Source organism: Myxococcus stipitatus DSM 14675 (genome assembly GCF_000331735.1).
GTDB classification, from domain to species: Bacteria; Myxococcota; Myxococcia; order Myxococcales; family Myxococcaceae; genus Myxococcus; species Myxococcus stipitatus.
The window spans coordinates 8145854-8161673 of sequence record NC_020126.1 but is presented as its reverse complement, the minus strand read 5'-3'; the positions used below and the strand labels follow the sequence as shown (position 1 = coordinate 8161673).

At 70.5% G+C, this 15820-nt stretch carries 16 protein-coding genes; 9 read left to right on the top strand and 7 right to left on the bottom strand.

The genetic code is table 11. The features are described from left to right. Window positions 1-201: 201 nt before the first annotated feature. The 4 genes from MYSTI_RS31310 to MYSTI_RS31295 are packed head-to-tail and all read right to left on the bottom strand — an operon-like array spanning window position 202 to window position 4975. Entirely contained in the window at window positions 202-1131 is a 930-nt protein-coding gene (locus tag MYSTI_RS31310) for an ABC transporter permease (protein ID WP_015351832.1), read from the bottom strand. Next, on the bottom strand, window positions 1124-2269 hold the full coding sequence (locus MYSTI_RS31305; protein ID WP_015351831.1) for an ABC transporter permease: 1146 nt from the start codon (window positions 2267-2269) through the stop codon (window positions 1124-1126). The genes MYSTI_RS31310 and MYSTI_RS31305 overlap by 8 nt, the downstream gene beginning before the upstream one ends. Beyond that, a complete protein-coding gene (locus tag MYSTI_RS31300) occupies window positions 2262-3728 on the bottom strand; it encodes an ABC transporter ATP-binding protein (RefSeq protein WP_015351830.1) in 1467 nt (488 codons plus the stop codon). Before MYSTI_RS31300 ends, MYSTI_RS31305 begins: the two co-directional genes overlap by 8 nt. A 53-nt stretch (window positions 3729-3781) precedes the next feature. After that, entirely contained in the window at window positions 3782-4975 is a 1194-nt protein-coding gene (locus tag MYSTI_RS31295) for a BMP family lipoprotein (protein ID WP_044281764.1), read from the bottom strand. A gap of 76 nt (window positions 4976-5051) precedes the next feature. Here MYSTI_RS31295 and MYSTI_RS31290 point away from each other — a divergent pair, with 76 nt between their 5' ends. Beyond that, window positions 5052-6356, top strand: a complete 1305-nt coding sequence (locus MYSTI_RS31290) for a thymidine phosphorylase (RefSeq protein WP_044900780.1) — start codon at window positions 5052-5054, stop codon at window positions 6354-6356. A gap of 42 nt (window positions 6357-6398) precedes the next feature. Here MYSTI_RS31290 and MYSTI_RS31285 read toward each other — a convergent pair whose 3' ends face one another. Continuing rightward, entirely contained in the window at window positions 6399-7148 is a 750-nt protein-coding gene (locus MYSTI_RS31285) for an SDR family NAD(P)-dependent oxidoreductase (RefSeq protein ID WP_015351827.1), read from the bottom strand. Between the two features lie 149 nt (window positions 7149-7297). Here MYSTI_RS31285 and MYSTI_RS31280 point away from each other — a divergent pair, with 149 nt between their 5' ends. The 5 genes from MYSTI_RS31280 to MYSTI_RS31260 all read left to right on the top strand — a co-directional run bounded on the left by MYSTI_RS31280 (window position 7298) and on the right by MYSTI_RS31260 (window position 10925). Beyond that, on the top strand, window positions 7298-7906 hold the full coding sequence (locus MYSTI_RS31280; protein WP_015351826.1) for a TetR/AcrR family transcriptional regulator: 609 nt from the start codon (window positions 7298-7300) through the stop codon (window positions 7904-7906). A gap of 90 nt (window positions 7907-7996) precedes the next feature. Beyond that, window positions 7997-8407, top strand: coding sequence for an SET domain-containing protein-lysine N-methyltransferase (locus MYSTI_RS31275; protein ID WP_044281760.1), 411 nt, complete (start codon window positions 7997-7999; stop codon window positions 8405-8407). A 258-nt stretch (window positions 8408-8665) separates the two neighbouring features. Then, window positions 8666-9130, top strand: a complete 465-nt coding sequence (locus MYSTI_RS31270; protein ID WP_015351824.1) for a PilZ domain-containing protein — start codon at window positions 8666-8668, stop codon at window positions 9128-9130. Window positions 9131-9162: 32 nt separating this feature from the next. After that, complete coding sequence (locus MYSTI_RS31265; protein ID WP_015351823.1) at window positions 9163-9567, top strand: cytidine deaminase; 405 nt, start codon at window positions 9163-9165, stop codon at window positions 9565-9567. Window positions 9568-9584: 17 nt separating this feature from the next. After that, window positions 9585-10925 (top strand): 5'-deoxyadenosine deaminase, encoded by a 1341-nt coding sequence (locus MYSTI_RS31260; protein WP_044281758.1) that lies wholly within the window; start codon window positions 9585-9587, stop codon window positions 10923-10925. 23 nt (window positions 10926-10948) lie between these two features. Here MYSTI_RS31260 and MYSTI_RS31255 read toward each other — a convergent pair whose 3' ends face one another. Continuing rightward, a complete protein-coding gene (locus MYSTI_RS31255) occupies window positions 10949-12316 on the bottom strand; it encodes a sensor histidine kinase (RefSeq protein WP_015351821.1) in 1368 nt (455 codons plus the stop codon). A gap of 251 nt (window positions 12317-12567) precedes the next feature. Between MYSTI_RS31255 and MYSTI_RS31250 the strand changes: the two genes are divergently transcribed. From MYSTI_RS31250 to MYSTI_RS31240, 3 genes are all read left to right on the top strand, one after another. Beyond that, window positions 12568-13305, top strand: coding sequence for a PspA/IM30 family protein (locus MYSTI_RS31250; RefSeq protein ID WP_015351820.1), 738 nt, complete (start codon window positions 12568-12570; stop codon window positions 13303-13305). Between the two features lie 39 nt (window positions 13306-13344). Then, window positions 13345-14532, top strand: coding sequence for an ABC transporter substrate-binding protein (locus tag MYSTI_RS31245; RefSeq protein WP_015351819.1), 1188 nt, complete (start codon window positions 13345-13347; stop codon window positions 14530-14532). Between the two features lie 77 nt (window positions 14533-14609). After that, window positions 14610-15374 carry a hypothetical protein gene (locus MYSTI_RS31240; protein WP_044900778.1) on the top strand — a complete coding sequence of 255 codons (765 nt, stop codon included), beginning with the start codon at window positions 14610-14612 and terminating at the stop codon, window positions 15372-15374. A gap of 7 nt (window positions 15375-15381) precedes the next feature. Here MYSTI_RS31240 and MYSTI_RS31235 read toward each other — a convergent pair whose 3' ends face one another. After that, window positions 15382-15651, bottom strand: coding sequence for a hypothetical protein (locus tag MYSTI_RS31235; RefSeq protein WP_044281756.1), 270 nt, complete (start codon window positions 15649-15651; stop codon window positions 15382-15384). Window positions 15652-15820 lie beyond the last annotated feature (169 nt).

Sequence of the window (15820 nt, the reverse complement as noted above, 5' to 3'; positions counted from 1 at the left end):
GTGCCGTCGCGGAGTCCGACGCCCTGTGTCTTAATCCTGGAGAAACCCGGAGAACACCCCAATAACGGCAAGGGGTTGGACCGTCATCTTTCCCCGGCGCGCGACCCCATGGGCGTTGGCCTTTTGACATCTTGGGGTCGGTTGTGACCAGGAATCAATCCATACCCGGGTTCAAAATGACCCAATTGGTGGGGGCGGTCCTCAGCGGGACTCTTGCTCGTATGGCACCCCGAGTGCGGCGGGGGTGCTGTTGCGCTGCCCTTGGAGGGTGAGGACGAGGAGGGTGAGGACGTAGGGCAGGGCCAGCAAGACGCCCTGGGGGACGAGGTCCAGGAGGGCTGGCGAACTGGAGGCCAGGCCGATTCGCAGCGCGTTGCCGAAGGCGAAGAACGCCGCCGCGAGGAAGGCGCCCAGGGGGGTCCACCGGCCGAACACCATGGCGGCCAGGGCCATGAAGCCCAGGCCCGCGGGCGTGTGTTGCTCGAAGCGGTCCAGCACCGTGGTGGAGAGCACCGCGCCGCCCAGGCCCGCCAGCAGTCCGCTGCCCAACACCGCGCCCCACCGGAGGGCGGGGACGGAGAGTCCAAGGGTGGCCACCGCGTGGGGCTTGTCGCCCACCGCGCGCAGGCGCAGGCCCAGGGGCGTGCGGGTCAGCAGGGCTTGCAACAGCAACGGAAGGACAAGTGCCAGATAGGTGGGCGCGGCGTGGCCGGAGAGCGCGCCGAGCACCGGCACGGAGGACAGGCCCGGTAGCTCCCACGTGCCGAGCTGTTGGATAGGCGGCGTTCCGTTGGGGCCGAAGTGGGTCTCCAGGAGGAAGGTGCCTCCGGCCAGGGCCACCAGGTTGAGCGCGATGCCGGACACCACCTGGTCCGAGCGCCAGCGGATGCACAGGAAGCCATGCACCGCGGCCAGTCCCGCGCCCGCGAGCATGCCCATGCCCACGGCGAGGGGCGTGGGCATGACGAGCGCGGCCACCGCGGCGCAGAAGGCGCCCGTGCGCATCATCCCTTCCATGCCGACGGCCACCACGCCCGCGCGCTCGGAGAGCACCGCGCCCAGGGCGGCGAAGACGAGCGCGGGGGCGGCGTCCAGCGTGGCGAACAGGAGCCGGTGGATGATTTCAAGCATGGGGCACCTGCGCGGCCGGGGCAGGGGGCGCGGCCGGCACGGGGGCGGAGGCGTTGCGCTTGCGCAGCACCGCCAGCCAGATGAGACGGCCGGCGACGAAGAGCAGCGCCAGGCCCTGGATGAGCTCGGGGAAGCTCTTGTGCACGTCGAGCAACTGCATGCGCGTGCCGCCCGCGCGCAGCACGCCGAAGAAGAGGGCCGCGGCGCCCACGCCCAGCGGGTGGTTGTTTCCGATGAGCGCGATGGCGATGCCGTCGAAGCCATAGGGCGCGCCCAGCGTGCCCGGGTAGCGTCCCTCGGTGCCCAGCACGAGCACCGCGCCCGCGAGGCCCGCGAGCGCACCCGCCAGCGTCATGGCGAACCCCGCGCGTCGTGTCACGGGGATGCCGGCGGCGCGAGCGGCCTCGTCACCGAGGCCCACCGCGCGCGTCTCGAAGCCCGAGCGGGTGCGCGTCAGCCACGCCCAGACCGCGACGGCGGCGAGCACCGCCAGGACGAAACCCAGGTTGAGGCGCGAGACATCGCCGAGGAGCCTGGGCAGCTGCGCGGTGGGGTGGATCTCCGCGGTGCCGGTGATGGAGGCGCCTGCCTCCGCGACGCCGCGCAGCGGGCCCACGACGAGCCAGTTGTCCACCAGCCGCAGCGCCACCCAGTTGAGCATGATGGTGGAGATGACCTCGTGCACGCCTCGGTAGAGCCGAAGCACGGCGGCGATTCCCGCCCACGCGCCCCCAGCCACGGCCGCGCCCAAGAGCGCCGCCGGGATGTGCAGGGGCGCGGGCAACGCCACGTGCGCGCCCACCACCGCGGCCGCGAGCGCGCCCAGGATCATCTGCCCCTGCGCGCCGATGTTGAACAGGCCCACCTTGAAGGCCACCGCGACCGACAGGCCGGTGAAGGTGAGCAGCGCGGCCTTCATCGCGGCCTCGCCCAGGGGACGGGTGAGGACGGTGGCGGCGGCGCCTTCGAGGTAGCGGGGCCAGTCGCCCACGCCGCCCCAGAGCATCTGGAGATAGGCCGCGGTGGCGGTGGTGAAGCCCTCCGCGTCCTTCGACAGGGCGATGAGCAGCCAGCACACCCCCAGCGACAACAGCACCGACAGCACCGATGGCAGGGCCTGCCTCGTGCGCTCACCCATGGCCCTGCTCCGCTCCCAGCATGCGTCGTCCCAGCTCCCGCTCGTCGTAGTCCGGACGGGTGAACTCGCCCGTCACGCGGCCCTCGAAGAGCACGTAGACCCGGTCCGCCAGGGCCAGCACTTCTTCCAGGTCCAGTGACACCAGCACCACGCCCGTGCCCTGTGCACGGGCCTCGCGCAGCCGCGCGTGCACCTGCGCCACCGCGCCGATGTCCAGGCCGCGCGTGGGCTGCACCACCACCAGCAGCCGAGGCTTCGCGTCCAGCTCCCGCGCCACCACGACCTTCTGTTGGTTGCCACCCGACAGGGCCTGCAGGGGCAGCGTCGGCTCCGGAGGGCGCACGTCGAAGGCGGCGAGCAGCTCCGTGGCGCGCTCCCGGCGCCCCTTGAAGTCAATCCACGGGCCTCGCGCGAAGGGCGGCTGGTTGTGCCGGCCCAGCGCCACGTTCTCCTCGACGCTCAGCGCCTTCACCACCGCGCGGCGCAGCCGGTCCTCGGGGACATGGCCCACGCCTCGCGCGCGAGCCTCCGCGGGCGTGAGTCCCGTCAGCTTGCGGCCCAGCAGCGTGCCCTGGCCGGACGTCAGCGCCCGCAGGCCCGTGAGCACCTCGGCGAGCTCGCGCTGTCCGTTGCCGTCCACACCCGCGATGCCGACGATTTCGCCCGCCCGCACCGTGAGGTCCACGCCGCGCAGCGCCGGCTGTCCGTTGTCGCCCCGGGCCTGGAGTCCCTGGGCCTCGAGCAGCACCTCGCCCGCGGGACTCGCGGCGGTGCTCGCCTGGGCCTCGGTGCTGGAGGCGCGCTGCGTCTCGCCCACCATGAGGGCGGCGAGGTCCGACGCGGACGTCTCGGCGGGGCGCACCTCCGCGACGTGCCTGCCTCGGCGCATCACGGCGATGCGGTCCGCCACGCCCAGCACTTCCTTGAGCTTGTGGCTGATGAGCACCACGGTGCGCCCCTGCGCGACCAGGCCGCGCATCACGCGCGCCAGCTCGTCGGACTCCTGGGGCGTGAGCACCGCGGTGGGCTCGTCGAGCACCAGCACCCGGGCTCCCCGGTGCAGCGCCTTGACGATCTCCACCTTCTGCTGCGAGCCCACCGTGAGCGTGTCCACGCGGGCGCGCACGTCCAGCGCGAAGCCGAACTTCGCGCACGTCTCGGACACCTCGCGGATGGCCCGCTCGTGGTCGAGCAGGCCTCGGCGCGTGGGCTCGCGGCCCAGCACCACGTTCTCCGCCACCGTGAGGGTGGGGACCAGCATGAAGTGCTGGTGCACCATGCCGATGCCTCGGGCAATCGCGTCCCGAGGACTCTTGAGGCGCACGGGCGCGCCGTCCATGGACACTTCGCCCGAGTCCGGCTGGTACAGCCCGTAGAGGACGTTCATCAGGCTGGACTTGCCCGCGCCGTTCTCTCCCACCACCGCGAGCAACTCCCCCTCGCGGATGTCGAGCGACACGTCGTCCAGCGCCGTGACGGCGCCAAAGCGCTTCTGGATATGCCGGAGGGAGATCAGGGGGCAGCGGCCTGGAAAGCGGCGAGGTCCGCCGGGACGGAAGGAACCTGGATCTGACCGGACACGACGCGCTGGCGCAGCGTCTCCACCTTCTGGAGCGCCTCCGCCTTGCCGGGGAAGTCCACGCGGACCTCCGCCATGGCCACGCCGTTCTCCTTGAGGCCCAGGTTCTGCTCGGTGGCGGTGAACGTGCCGTCCACCAGGTCCTTGGCGGCCTGATACACGGCCAGGTCCGAGTGCTTCATCATCGACGTGAGGATGGCCTCCGGCGCGACGTGCGACTGGTCGGAGTCCACGCCGATGGCGTACACGTTCTTGCCCGCCGCGCGCGCCTCCTTCACCGCCTGGATGACGCCGATGCCGTCCGAGCCCGCCGCGTGGAAGATGACGTCCGCGCCCTTGGCGATGAGGTCCTGCGCCACCTGCTTGCCGGCCGCCATGTCATTGAAGCTGCCGGTGTAGACGGACATCAGCGCGGCCGCGGCCTCGGGGTTGGTCGTCTTCACGCCCGCCCGGTAGCCCACCTCGAAGCGCTGGATGAGGGGCACCTCGATGCCGCCCACGAAGCCGACCTTCTTCGACTTCGTCACCAGGCCCGTGAGCGCGCCCACGAGGAAGCTGCCCTCGTGCTCCTTGAAGAGGACGGTGCGGACGTTGGGCAGCCGGAGCACCTTGCCCTGGGAGTCGAGCACCTGGCTGTCGATGAGCAGGTAGCGCGCCTGGGGATTCTCCTGCGCGGAGGTCCGCACGGCGTTGGCCAGCAGGTAGCCGTTGCCGATGGCGAGCTGGGCGCCCCGGTCCACCAGGAGCTGGAGGTTGGGGATGTAGTCTTCCTGGGCCTTGCTCTGGAGGACCACGGGCTGGATGGGCAGCGCCTTCAGGGTGGTGGCGACGGACGCCAGGTGGCCGGGCAGGGACTTGCGGACCTCGTCCGCGGAGACGTCCACGTACTTGCCGCCGTCGTAGCGCTTGCCGGCGGCCCAGAGCTCCAGGCCTCGGAGGGCGGCGTCGTTGAAGGAGTGGTCGCCTCGGCCGCCCACGTCGATGACGAGCCCCACGGGAAGGGGCTTCTTCGCCTCCTGCTGGGCGGAGGCGGAGGCCGGAGCGCCGGGGGCGGGCGTCTCTTCCTTCTGCTTGGAACAGGCGCAGAGGAGCGCCATGAGGGCAAGGACCTGAAGGCGAAGCGTCATGGTTGCCTATCTACCAGATGCCGAGCCGCCGTTAGCAGAAGTGCTTGAGGCGCGCGTTCCTGGTATGGGCAGGGCCGTGCAACCCTACGAGCTCATCAAGACCAAGCGCGATGGAGGCCGGCTGGACCCGGCGGACATCCGCGCGTTCATCCAGGCATATACGGCGGGGACGGTGGCGGACTACCAGATGGCGGCCATGTGCATGGCCGTCTTCTTCAAGGGGATGGACTCCCGGGAGCTGGGGGCCTGGGCACGGGCCATGCTGGAGTCGGGCGAGGTGCTGGACCTGACCGATACCCCGGCCGTGAAGGTGGACAAGCATTCGACGGGCGGGGTGGGGGACAAGGTGTCGCTCAGCCTGGCCCCCCTGGCGGCCGCGTGCGGCGTCCCGGTGCCGATGATTTCCGGCCGGGGCCTGGGCCACACCGGCGGGACGCTGGACAAGCTGGAGTCCATCCCGGGCTTCGACGTGAACCTCTCCACGGAGGAGTACCGTCGGCTGGTGCGCGAGGTGGGCTGCTGCCTGATTGGCCAGACGGCGCAGGTGGCGCCCGCGGACAAGAAGCTCTACGCGCTGCGCGACGTGACGGCGACGGTGGACTGCATCCCGCTGATTGCCTCCTCCATCATGAGCAAGAAGCTGGCGGAGGGCATCGACGCGCTGGTGCTGGACGTGAAGGTGGGCAGCGGCGCCTTCATGAAGCGCGACGAGGATGCCCGCACGCTGGCCCGGACGATGATTGGCCTGGGCGCGGAGATGGGCCGCAAGGTGGTGGCGCTCCTGACGGACATGGACCAGCCGCTGGGCCGCAAGGTGGGCAACGCGCTGGAGGTGATGGAGGCGGTGGACATGCTCCGCGGCGAGGCGCCGGAGGACTACACCGAAATCACCTACGCGCTGACCGCGGAGATGCTGGTGCTGGGCAAGAAGGCCGCCTCGGTGGACGAGGCCCGCCAGAAGCTGCGCCGCGCCGTCGAGGACGGAAGTGCCCTGCGCAAGCTGCGCGAAATCATCCAGTCGCAGGGCGGTGACCCGCGCTCCGTCGACGACTACTCGCTGCTTCCCCAGGCGCGCTCCACGGTGGACGTGGTGGCGCCCCGGAGTGGCTTCGTGACGGGCATCGACACGGAGGGCGTGGGCCTGGCGGCGGTGGCGCTCGGCGCGGGCCGGCAGCGGGTGGACAGCAAGATCGACCCCGCGGTGGGCTTCACCCTCCTGAAGAAGACGGGCGAGGCGGTGAAGGAGGGCGAGCCCGTGGTGCGCGTGCATTACAACGACGAGGCCCCCGTGAATGGCGTGAAGGCCCGTCTGCTGGCGGCCTACCGCTTCGGGGATGCCGCCCCCGCGCCTCGCCCCCTGGTGCGCGAGCGGGTGGAGTAGGGGCCGCCTGGGGGCGCGAGTGTCCGCGCCCCCAGGAGCGGCTCAGGCTCCGTGACCGCCGTCCACGGTGAGCACGGAGCCGGTGATGTACGAGGCCCCCGGTCCGGCCAGGAACACGATGCTGTCCGCGACCTCTTCCGGACGGCCGAAGCGGCCCAGGGCGATGGCCGCGTTGATGACGGGCTTCTGGGACTCCATCCCCGCGGACATGTCCGTGTCGGTGAAGCCGGGCTGCACCACGTTGACGGTGATGCCCTTGGGGCCCAGGTCGCGGGCCGCGCCCTTGCTGTAGCCCACCACCGCGGCCTTCGTGGACGTGTAGTCCGCCATGCCCGGCCAGCCCACGCGTCCGGTGATGCTGGAGCCCACGGTGATGATGCGCCCGCCCGGGCCCATCACCTGCGCTGCCTCGCGAATGGCGGCGATGACGCCCGCGACGTTGACGCGGTGCTGCCGGTCCAGCGCGGTGTGGTCATTGCCGGACGCATCCACGGGGCCCTGCGCGACGACCCCCGCGTTGTTGACCAGGATGTCCAGCCGGCCGAAGTGCTTCGTGGCGGTGTGGATGAGCTTCGCCGCCTCCTCGGGCACCTCCTGGTCCGCCTGGAACGCCGCGGCGCGGACGCCCTGGGACTCCAACTCCCGGACCAACGCCCGCGCCTTCTCCGCCGAGGCCACGTAGCTGATGGCCACGTCCGCCCCCTCCGCCGCGAGCGCACGCGCCGCCGCCGCGCCGATACCCCGTGAGCCACCCGTCACCAGCGCCACCTTGCCTGCGAGCTTCTTCGACATGATTGTTGTTCTCCGATATTTGTACTTATCGGTATTGAATTGGACACACGCGTGCGGCTCCGCCCCAGCGGCTCGCGGGTGATTTGTACCGAGTGGTATGGATATAGAGCCCTGTCCGCGAAGGCGCAAGGGGATTAGTATCGAACGGTATGAAACCCAAACCAGCCGCCGCTCCTGTCGGGCGACCGCGGGGCTTCGACGCGGACGAGGCGTTGGACCGCGCGCTGCGCCTGTTCTGGCGCCAGGGGTACGAGGGCACCTCGTTGTCGGACCTGACGGCGGAGCTGGGCATCAACCGCCCCAGCCTCTATGCGGCGTTCGGCAACAAGGAGTCGTTGTTCCGCAAGGCGCTGGACCGCTACGTGGAGCGGCAGATGGGCCTCTTCCATGACGCCTTCGCCAAGCCGACGGCCCGCGCCGCCGTCGAGCACCTGTTGCTGGGCCTGGCGGACGCCCAGACGCTGCCCCGGGAGCCCAAGGGCTGCATCACCGTGCAGGGCGCGCTGGTGAGCGGGGCGGACGCGGCCCCCGTCCAAGGGGAGCTGGCGGCGAGGCGGGCCGCCGGGGAGAAGGCCCTTCGCGAGCGGCTGGAGCAGGGGCAGCGCGAGGGGGACGTGCCGGCGGAGGTCGACTGCGCGGAGCTGGCCCGCTACTTCACCACCGTGACGCAGGGCATGGCGGTCCAGGCCGCCAGCGGGGCCAGCCGGGAGTCGCTCCGGCGCGTGGCCCGGATGGCGATGTTGGCCTGGCCGACGTGAGGGAGGTGGCGCGAGGAGCTCGGGCGCATGCACGGCGCTTCCCGCCGGGCCGGGAACGCGGCATGTTGGCGCCGCCAACGGCAGGGACGCATGAACACGGGCGAAGCGCTTTACCTCCATCCGGGCGTGAAGGTCCGGCCCTGTGAATGGGGCTACGGTGTCTTCACGGACGAATTCATCAAGGGCGGCGAGCTCATCGAGGAGTGTCGCTACCTCAAGGTGCTGCAGAAGCACACGCGGCACCCTCCGCTGGACGACTACGTCTTCCAGATTCGCTGGAGCGAGCGCGAGCAGCAGCCGGCGGGGGACTGGGTCGCCCTCGTCCTGGGCTACGGCATGCTCTACAACCACGCCAAGGAGCCCAGCGCCGCGTACTACCGCGCGCTGGACCGGGACCTCTTCACCTTCTACGCCCTGAGGGACATCCACCCCGGCGAGCAGATTTTCATCAGCTACGGCGAGGAGTGGTGGGACTCCCGGGGCCAGGGCGTGCCTCCCTGATGGACCCTGCCCCCGAGGGCGTCACCCTGATGCGGGGTGCAACCAGGCTCACTCCCGGTAGAAGACAATCCTGGGAATAACCTGGGAGGTGGACGAAATTCGCCGTCTCCCTGGCGGGGGGGCGAGCGTATGATGGTCCGCCGATGGTGGTTCATGGACACGTGGGCAAGGCGGCGGTGGCCGTCCGCCGGGGGATTGAATGAGGGAGCCGAAGGTGGGCTTCGACCTCCCGAGCGGCGTCGCGGAGGCGGACCGGGTGTGGATGCGCAGCTTCCGGAGAGGGTGTCTCCGGAGGTGGGCCCCTTCCCGGGCGCTTGGGGCGGTGACACGGACATGAGCGGCAAGATTGGAACGGCGATGGCCGAGAGGAACAACTCGATGAGCGACAAGGCCGAGGACCGGCGCGACTCTCCCCGGATTCCCATGCGCTTGAAGTTGCGCCGGGCGGGGAGCTCGGCGGACTTCGAGGAGCGCGACGGGGACCTGTCCCTGGGGGGCTGCGCTTGGAATGGCGAGGGGTTGGAGGCGGGGGCCCAGGTGGAGGCCCGCTTCAAGCTCCCCATCCTCCCCGATGAAGTGGAGGCCAAGGGGGAGGTGCTTCATGTGACGCAAGGTCCCCAGGGGCCCACCGTGCACGTGCGCTTCGCGGACATGCCCGTGGAGGCGGAGCTGGCCATTGCCCGGCACCTGGACGACATGCGGCTGGCGGGCGAGCAGCACTGAGGTCCATCCCTACACCTCGAGAGGAAGGCGACATGGCGGATGAGATTCCCTGGGAGCGGCTGTTCGACGAAGCCATTGGGGTCGCGCGGCGAGCGCACGTGCCGTACTCCCGCTTCCCGGTGGGCGCGGCCGTCCTCTACGCGGACGGCTCCGTGGTGTCGGGCTGCAACGTGGAGAACGCCACCTACGGGCTGACCGTCTGTGCCGAGCGCAACGCGCTGGCCGCGGGCGTGGCGCAGGGGCGCTCCCAGCCCGTGGCGGTGGCGGTGGTCGCGAACACGGAGACGCCCGTGCCTCCGTGCGGGATGTGCCGGCAGGTGATGGCCGAGTTCGCGGGACCGAACCTGCCCGTGCGAAGCCGCACCCCCAAGGGCGATGTGGCGCGCTACACGCTGGGCGAGCTGCTGCCGCACGCCTTCACCAAGGACTTTCTCTAAAGCGAGCTTGAGTACCTGTGGATCTGCTTCTAACCGGCGGTACCGTGGTGACGATGAACCGCGAGCGGGAAGTGCTCGTGGACGCGGACGTGCTCATCCAGGATGGGCGCATCGCGAAGGTGGGCAGGGGCCTGAAGCCCCGGGGCACGCGGCGGGTGGTGGATGTGACGGGCAAGATGGTGCTGCCCGGCCTCATCCATGGCCACCTGCACGCCTGTCAGACGTTGTTCCGAGGCCGCGCGGACAGTCGGGAGCTGCTCGACTGGCTGCGTGAGTGCATCTGGCCCTTCGAGGCGTCGCACGACGCGGCCTCGATGCGCGCCTCGGCCGACCTGACCTTCGCGGAGTTGATTCGCTCGGGCGCCACGGCGGCGCTCGACATGGGCAGCGTGCATCACTACGACGCTGTCTTCGAGTCCGCGCGGGACTCCGGCTTCAGGCTGGTGGGCGGCAAGGCGATGATGGACACGGGCGTGGGGGTGCCCGCGGGATTGCTCGAGTCCACCGCCGAGTCACTCGCCGAGAGCCTGGCGCTCCTGGAGCGCTGGCACGGCACGCACGAGGGGCGGCTGCGCTATGCGTTCGCGCCCCGCTTCGTGCTGACGTGTACGCCCGAGCTCCTGCGGGAGGTGGTGAGGCTCTCGCGCGAGCGCGGGGTGCGCATCCACACGCACGCGAGCGAGAACTCCAAGGAGACCGAAGCGGTGCGCCAGTACACGGGCGGCCGGGACAACGTCGACTACTTCCACACCGTGGGGTTGATGGGGCAGCACGTGACGCTGGCCCACTGCGTGTGGCTGTCCGACGAGGAGCAGTCGCTCGTTCGCGAGACGCGCACCGTGGTGTGTCACTGCCCGGGCTCCAACCTCAAGCTCGCGTCGGGCATCGCCAAGGTGCCGGAGCTCCTGGATGCGGGAGTGCCCGTCGCGCTGGGCTCGGATGGCGCGCCCTGCAACAACACGCTCGACATCTTCCATGAGATGCGGCTCGCGGCGGTGCTGCACAACCCGCGCGTGGGGCCGTGCGCCATGACGCCCATGCGCGTGCTGGAGATGGCCACACTGCACGGCGCCCGCGCGCTGGGGCTCGAGGACGAAGTGGGCTCGCTCGAGGTCGGCAAGCGCGCCGACATCACCGTGGTGGACGTGAGCGGCCTGCACGCGGGCCCCACGGCGGAGGACCCCCTCTCGCCGCTGGTGCACTCGGCGCGCGCCAGCGACGTCACGCACGTCTTCATCGACGGGCAGGCGGTGCTGAAGGACGGCGTGCTCACCACGCTGGACGCGGCTTCCGTGATGGCCAACGCGAAGTCCCACGTGGAGCGCATCCTGGGCCTTCGTCAGCGCGCTCGCGGCTGAGGTCGTCCCGCTGCCCGCGGTGCCTACGCGGGCAGCCTCACCACGAAGGACGTGGACCAGCCCGGCGCGTCCTCCACGGAGAGCTGACCTCCGTGGGCCTCGGCCGCCAGCCGGGAGAAGTACAGCCCCAGGCCGTAGCCTCGGCGGGTGTCCAGCTCCCGGTCTCCCTGCACGTACTTGTCGAAGATGCGCGGGCGCAGCTCGCGGGGGATGGGCGGCCCGTCGTTGCGCACCGCCACCCAGGCGCCGTGCAGGTCCCGGCCTCCCTCCAGCCGCACCCGCCCTCCCGTGGGGGCGTAGCGCAGCGCATTGGTGGCCAGGTTCTCCAGCACGCGGGTGAGCAGGTCCGAGTCCACGTTCAGCGTGAGGGAGATGGGTGTCACCACATCCAGCGTGAGCTTGCGCGCGCGGGCCACGCCCTCGAGCGAGCGCCTCACGTCCTCCATCAGCCGGCTCACGTCCAGGGGCGCCATGCGGGGCGTGAGGCGGCCCTGCTCGAGCCGGGGCACGTCCATCAGGTCGGCGATCATCCGGTCCAGCCGCGCGGTGACGGTCAACCCCGAGCGCGCGGACTCATGAAGCGGCCCGGGCGGCAGCTCCTGCTCCATCCACCCCAGCGTCATGGTCAGCGCCGACAGGGGCGAGCGCAGGTCATGGATGAGGAACTGCGTGAGCAGCTCCTTGTCGCGCTGGAGCGCGCGCAGCTCCTCGTTCTTCGCGTGCTCCTCCTCGAGCATGCGGGAGATGGTGCGCCGCGCCTCCTCCACCTCCTGGGAGCGCCGCGCCTCCAGGGCCCGGTCCACCTCCGCGCGGGTGAGGGCTCCGGCGAGCATGCGCAGCCTCGCGGTGCTGTACTGCTTCACCGCGGCCACGAGGAAGAGCGTGATGACGGCGATGACCACCGCGCCCCAGCCCACCCCCGCCTCGCGCATCAACGCGCCCTGCGCCACCGACGCGAGCAGCGCGGTGCCGTAGACGACGACGGGCCGCAGGGTGAGCCCGCTCAGGTTCACCACCAGCGCGAAGAGCCCCAGGCTGAAGCCCGCGACGCCCGCGGGGAACGGAGAGATGGGGAGGGCCAGGTGCTGGAGCCCGTAGACGAGCGCCACGTCCACCGGCGACTGCACCACACCCAGCCACCGCGCCTCCGGGCGATGGCGCACGGCGAAGAGCACGCCCGCGACGCCGACGTAGGGGGCGAGCAGCGGCGGGTACGGCGCCCAGTCCGCGCCGCCCGACAGCCACAGCGCCGTGGTGACGACCAGGAAGATGGCCGCGCCGACCAGGCGTACGGCCGCGCCCGTGCCGAGCACGCTTCGCCGCTGGGCGTCCACCGCCCGTGCCAGCGACTCATCGAAAGAGGAGTGAGGCCAACCCAGGACGCTGTCCACGCGAGTGCGATTTCCCGCACTTCGTGCCCTCCAGGCAAGTCCCTGCTGGGAATCCTGCCCACCGGGGGACGCCTCGAGGGGTCTTCCGCGGGGGCGCCAGCGGGGGAGTTCGAACGCACTTGTGGGTGGCCGGCAATCGCCTTAGGTCAGTTCGCGTAGCACTGATCAGCGGGGCGGATGTGGCTGCTTGCCCGCCCCGGAGTTCGTGTAAGGTGGCTGGGAGTTGGTCTGGACGGAGGTAGACCGCCGACATGTGGGACAGACTCAAAAGGGCATTGCGTAGCTTCGCGGGCTTCTTCGTCTCCTCCATCGAGGATCCGGAGCTCATCCTCGAGCAGAACATTCGCGACCTGAACGACCAGGTCCCGAAGATGAACGAGTCCATCGCCATGGTTCGGGCGAACGTGACGCTGCTCGAGAAGGAGAACGCCAAGTACAAGGATGACGTCCGTGGGCTGACGGCCAAGGTGAAGGCCGCCATTCAAGCGGGGCGCGACGACCTGGCGGCGCAGTACGCGACCAAGCTCCAGGTGGAGAAGGAGGCGCTCGAGCGCAACGAGGCGCAGCTGTCCACCGCGCGCCTGGCATACGAGAAGGCACTGAACGTCAAGAAGGCGTTCATGCGCGAGAAGGACCGCAAGACGGCGGAGGCCATGACGGCCATTCGCGACGCGCGGCGCGCCAAGTGGCAGGCCAAGGTGGCCGACACGATGGAGTCCTTCACCGTCGCCGGCATCGACTCGACGCACGACGAGATGCTCCGCAAGGTGGAGGAGCGCACCGCCGTGAACGAGGCGCGCATGCAGATGGCGCTCGAGTCGGTGGACCATCAGTCCGCGCAGATTGAAGAAGAGGCCGAGAAGATCCAGGCCAACGAGCTGGTGAAGCAGTTCAAGATGGAGATGGGGTTGATGGACAGCCCCGCCCCGGTGTCGGACGTCAGCGGACAGACGGGGAAGACCATCGGTAAGAAGGTCGGGGTCGAGTAGCCCCGGCATGGTGATGGGAAGAGACCCGGGAACTGACGGATGAAGCTCCACCGCGGGCCAGGTCTCTTCCTCTTCTTGTTCCTCTGCGTGTTGGGCGCGGCGTGGGTGTTCGCGTCCCGCAGTGGATACCTGGACACCCTCCAGGCGCGCTTCTTCCCCGCCGTTCGCGAGGCGGTGCGGCTGTCCCCCGGAGACTTCCCGGCGGGTGTGTCCGCGCCCGTGGCGGACGTCGCGTCCGTGCCGCTCAGGCCCGTGCTGGTGGGCTTCACGCCGCGAGGCTCGGCGGCGGGGCTGCTCGTGGCGGCGGGTGGCGCCACGACGCTGGACAACCCCGCGCTTCCTCCCGGCGCCGCGCAGGGCCTCTTGAAGACGGCCTATGCGCTGGATGCGCGGGCGGTGCTCTTCGCCCGCGAGGAGGAACTGCGGCAGGCCCTGTCCATCGGCGCGGAGAACGGCGGCGTGGACATGGCGATGTTGTCCGTGGACCGGCTGGCGTCATGGGCGCCGGGCTTGCGGGACGCGGCGCCGCGCACGGTCATGCTGGCGGGACGCAGCCGAGGCCAGGAGGCGCTCGCGGCGGTGGGGGTGACGGACCTTGCGGGCCTGCGAGGCAAGCGCGTGGGCATCTATCCCTTCAGCTCCACGCACTACTTCGCCCTGTGGGTGCTGGCGCGGGCGGGCCTGCGGACGACGGACGTGCGGTGGGTGGAGCTGCCCTCCACGCTGGACGCGGGCCGGGCGCTGCGCGAGGGCCGGGTGGACGCGGTGGTGGGGCTGTGGGGCGACGTGGAGCTGGCGGCGCGGGACAGGGGCGGAGCGGTGCTCGCGACGACGGCGGACGCGCCGCACCTGGTGGCCACGGTGCTGGTGGCGCGGGGTGACTTCGCGGCGCGCTACCCGGACGCGGTGAGGCGTGTGCTGCGTGGGATGCTGGATGCCGGGCAGAGCGTGTTGAAGGACCCGTCGGCGGGGGCTCGGATGCTCGGCGAGGTGGCGCCGTACCTGGGTGACCCGACGGAGGCCATCCGGAGCGCGCCGCCCGCCACGCTGGCGGACAATCGAGCGTTCTTCGGTCTTTCCGGCGAGGCGCCAGTCACCTATGACGAGCTCTACCAGAGCGCCGCCGCGCTTTTTCAGAAGCTCAAGCAGGGCCCGCAGGTGCCCCTCGCGGAGGATACGAGGGACCTGGGAGCGTTGAAGTACGTGTCGGAGGCGCGCGGTCCCTGACGCGATGGGCTGGCGCTGGGAAGGGAAGGTCGGACGTGGCGAAGAAGTCGCCGAACTACATCAAGGCCGCATTCCTGATGCCCGCCAACCTGGTGGGGCTGGGCACGGCGGCTGCCTCGGCGGTGTTGACGGGTGAGCCGCTGCCCGCCCTGATTGCGCTGGGGCTGGAGGGGCTGTACCTGGGCGTCTTCTCGTCGATGCCGCGCTTCCAGCGGGCGGTGCGCTCGCGGGAGCCGACGGACCCGGAGGTAGCGCGCAAGGCGGTGGACTCGCTCCTGTCCGACCTGGCCCCCTCGCAGCGCGAGCACTACCAGCAGCTCGTGGGGCTCAAGGAGAAGATTCTCGCCAACTACCGCAAGCTGCCGGGCGGCAAGGTGCTGGAGACGGAGAGCGAGACGCGGCTGGACGCGATGCTCACGTCGTTCCTGCGGCTCATCTCCACGCTGAACCAGTACCGCGCGTACCTCAACAGCCCCGACCGGGGGAACCTCGAGAAGGACGTGCGCGAGCTGGAGGAGGACCTGGCGCGCGAGACGAACCCCCGGCTGCGGGACGTGAAGCAGAACCGGGTGGACATCCTGCGCAAGCGTCTGGCGCGCTTCGAGCAGGCCAGCGAGAGCCGCGAGCTGGTGAGCCATCAGCTCGCCAGCATCGAGGACATGATGCGGCTGACGCACGAGCAGTCGATCGCCATCCGGGACCCGGAGGTCGTCAACCGGCAGCTCACCATGCTGAGCGCGGAGGCCGAGGCCACCGAGGAGTCCGTGCGGCAGATGGAGCAGTTCCTGGAGTTCACCGAGGAGACGCGCGGCCCGCTGCCGCATGGCTCACGGGTGCGGTGAGCGGTCGTCAGGACTGGGGCGGGCCTTGCCCCGGTCCTTCGCGTGTGGACTGGGGGCGCGAGCGGAACGCGTCGAGGCCCCGGGGCCCCGCCTTCGAGAACAACGTCCCGACGAAGAAGACCGCGGCGGCGAGCAAGGGGCCGACGATGGCGCCCACCAGGGTTCCCACCATGAGCCCGACGATGCCGGCGACAGGGTGGATGCGCCACGCCAGCACCCCGACGATGACGGAGCCCGCGAGGGTGCACAGCAGCGAGTAGAGCTCGAAGAAGCGCATGGCCGGACGTGGGAGCGTACCGCCTGTTCGGGCAAGGAGCAGAGCGTGCGCTGGGGGGCGAAGACCAGGACATGGGACGTTGGCTGTTCGTCACCGGGCCTTCCTGCCTGGGTGGCGGAGGTCCGTCCCGCCCAGGAATCCATTGACTCTGTGGCCCAGCCGTCCTGTC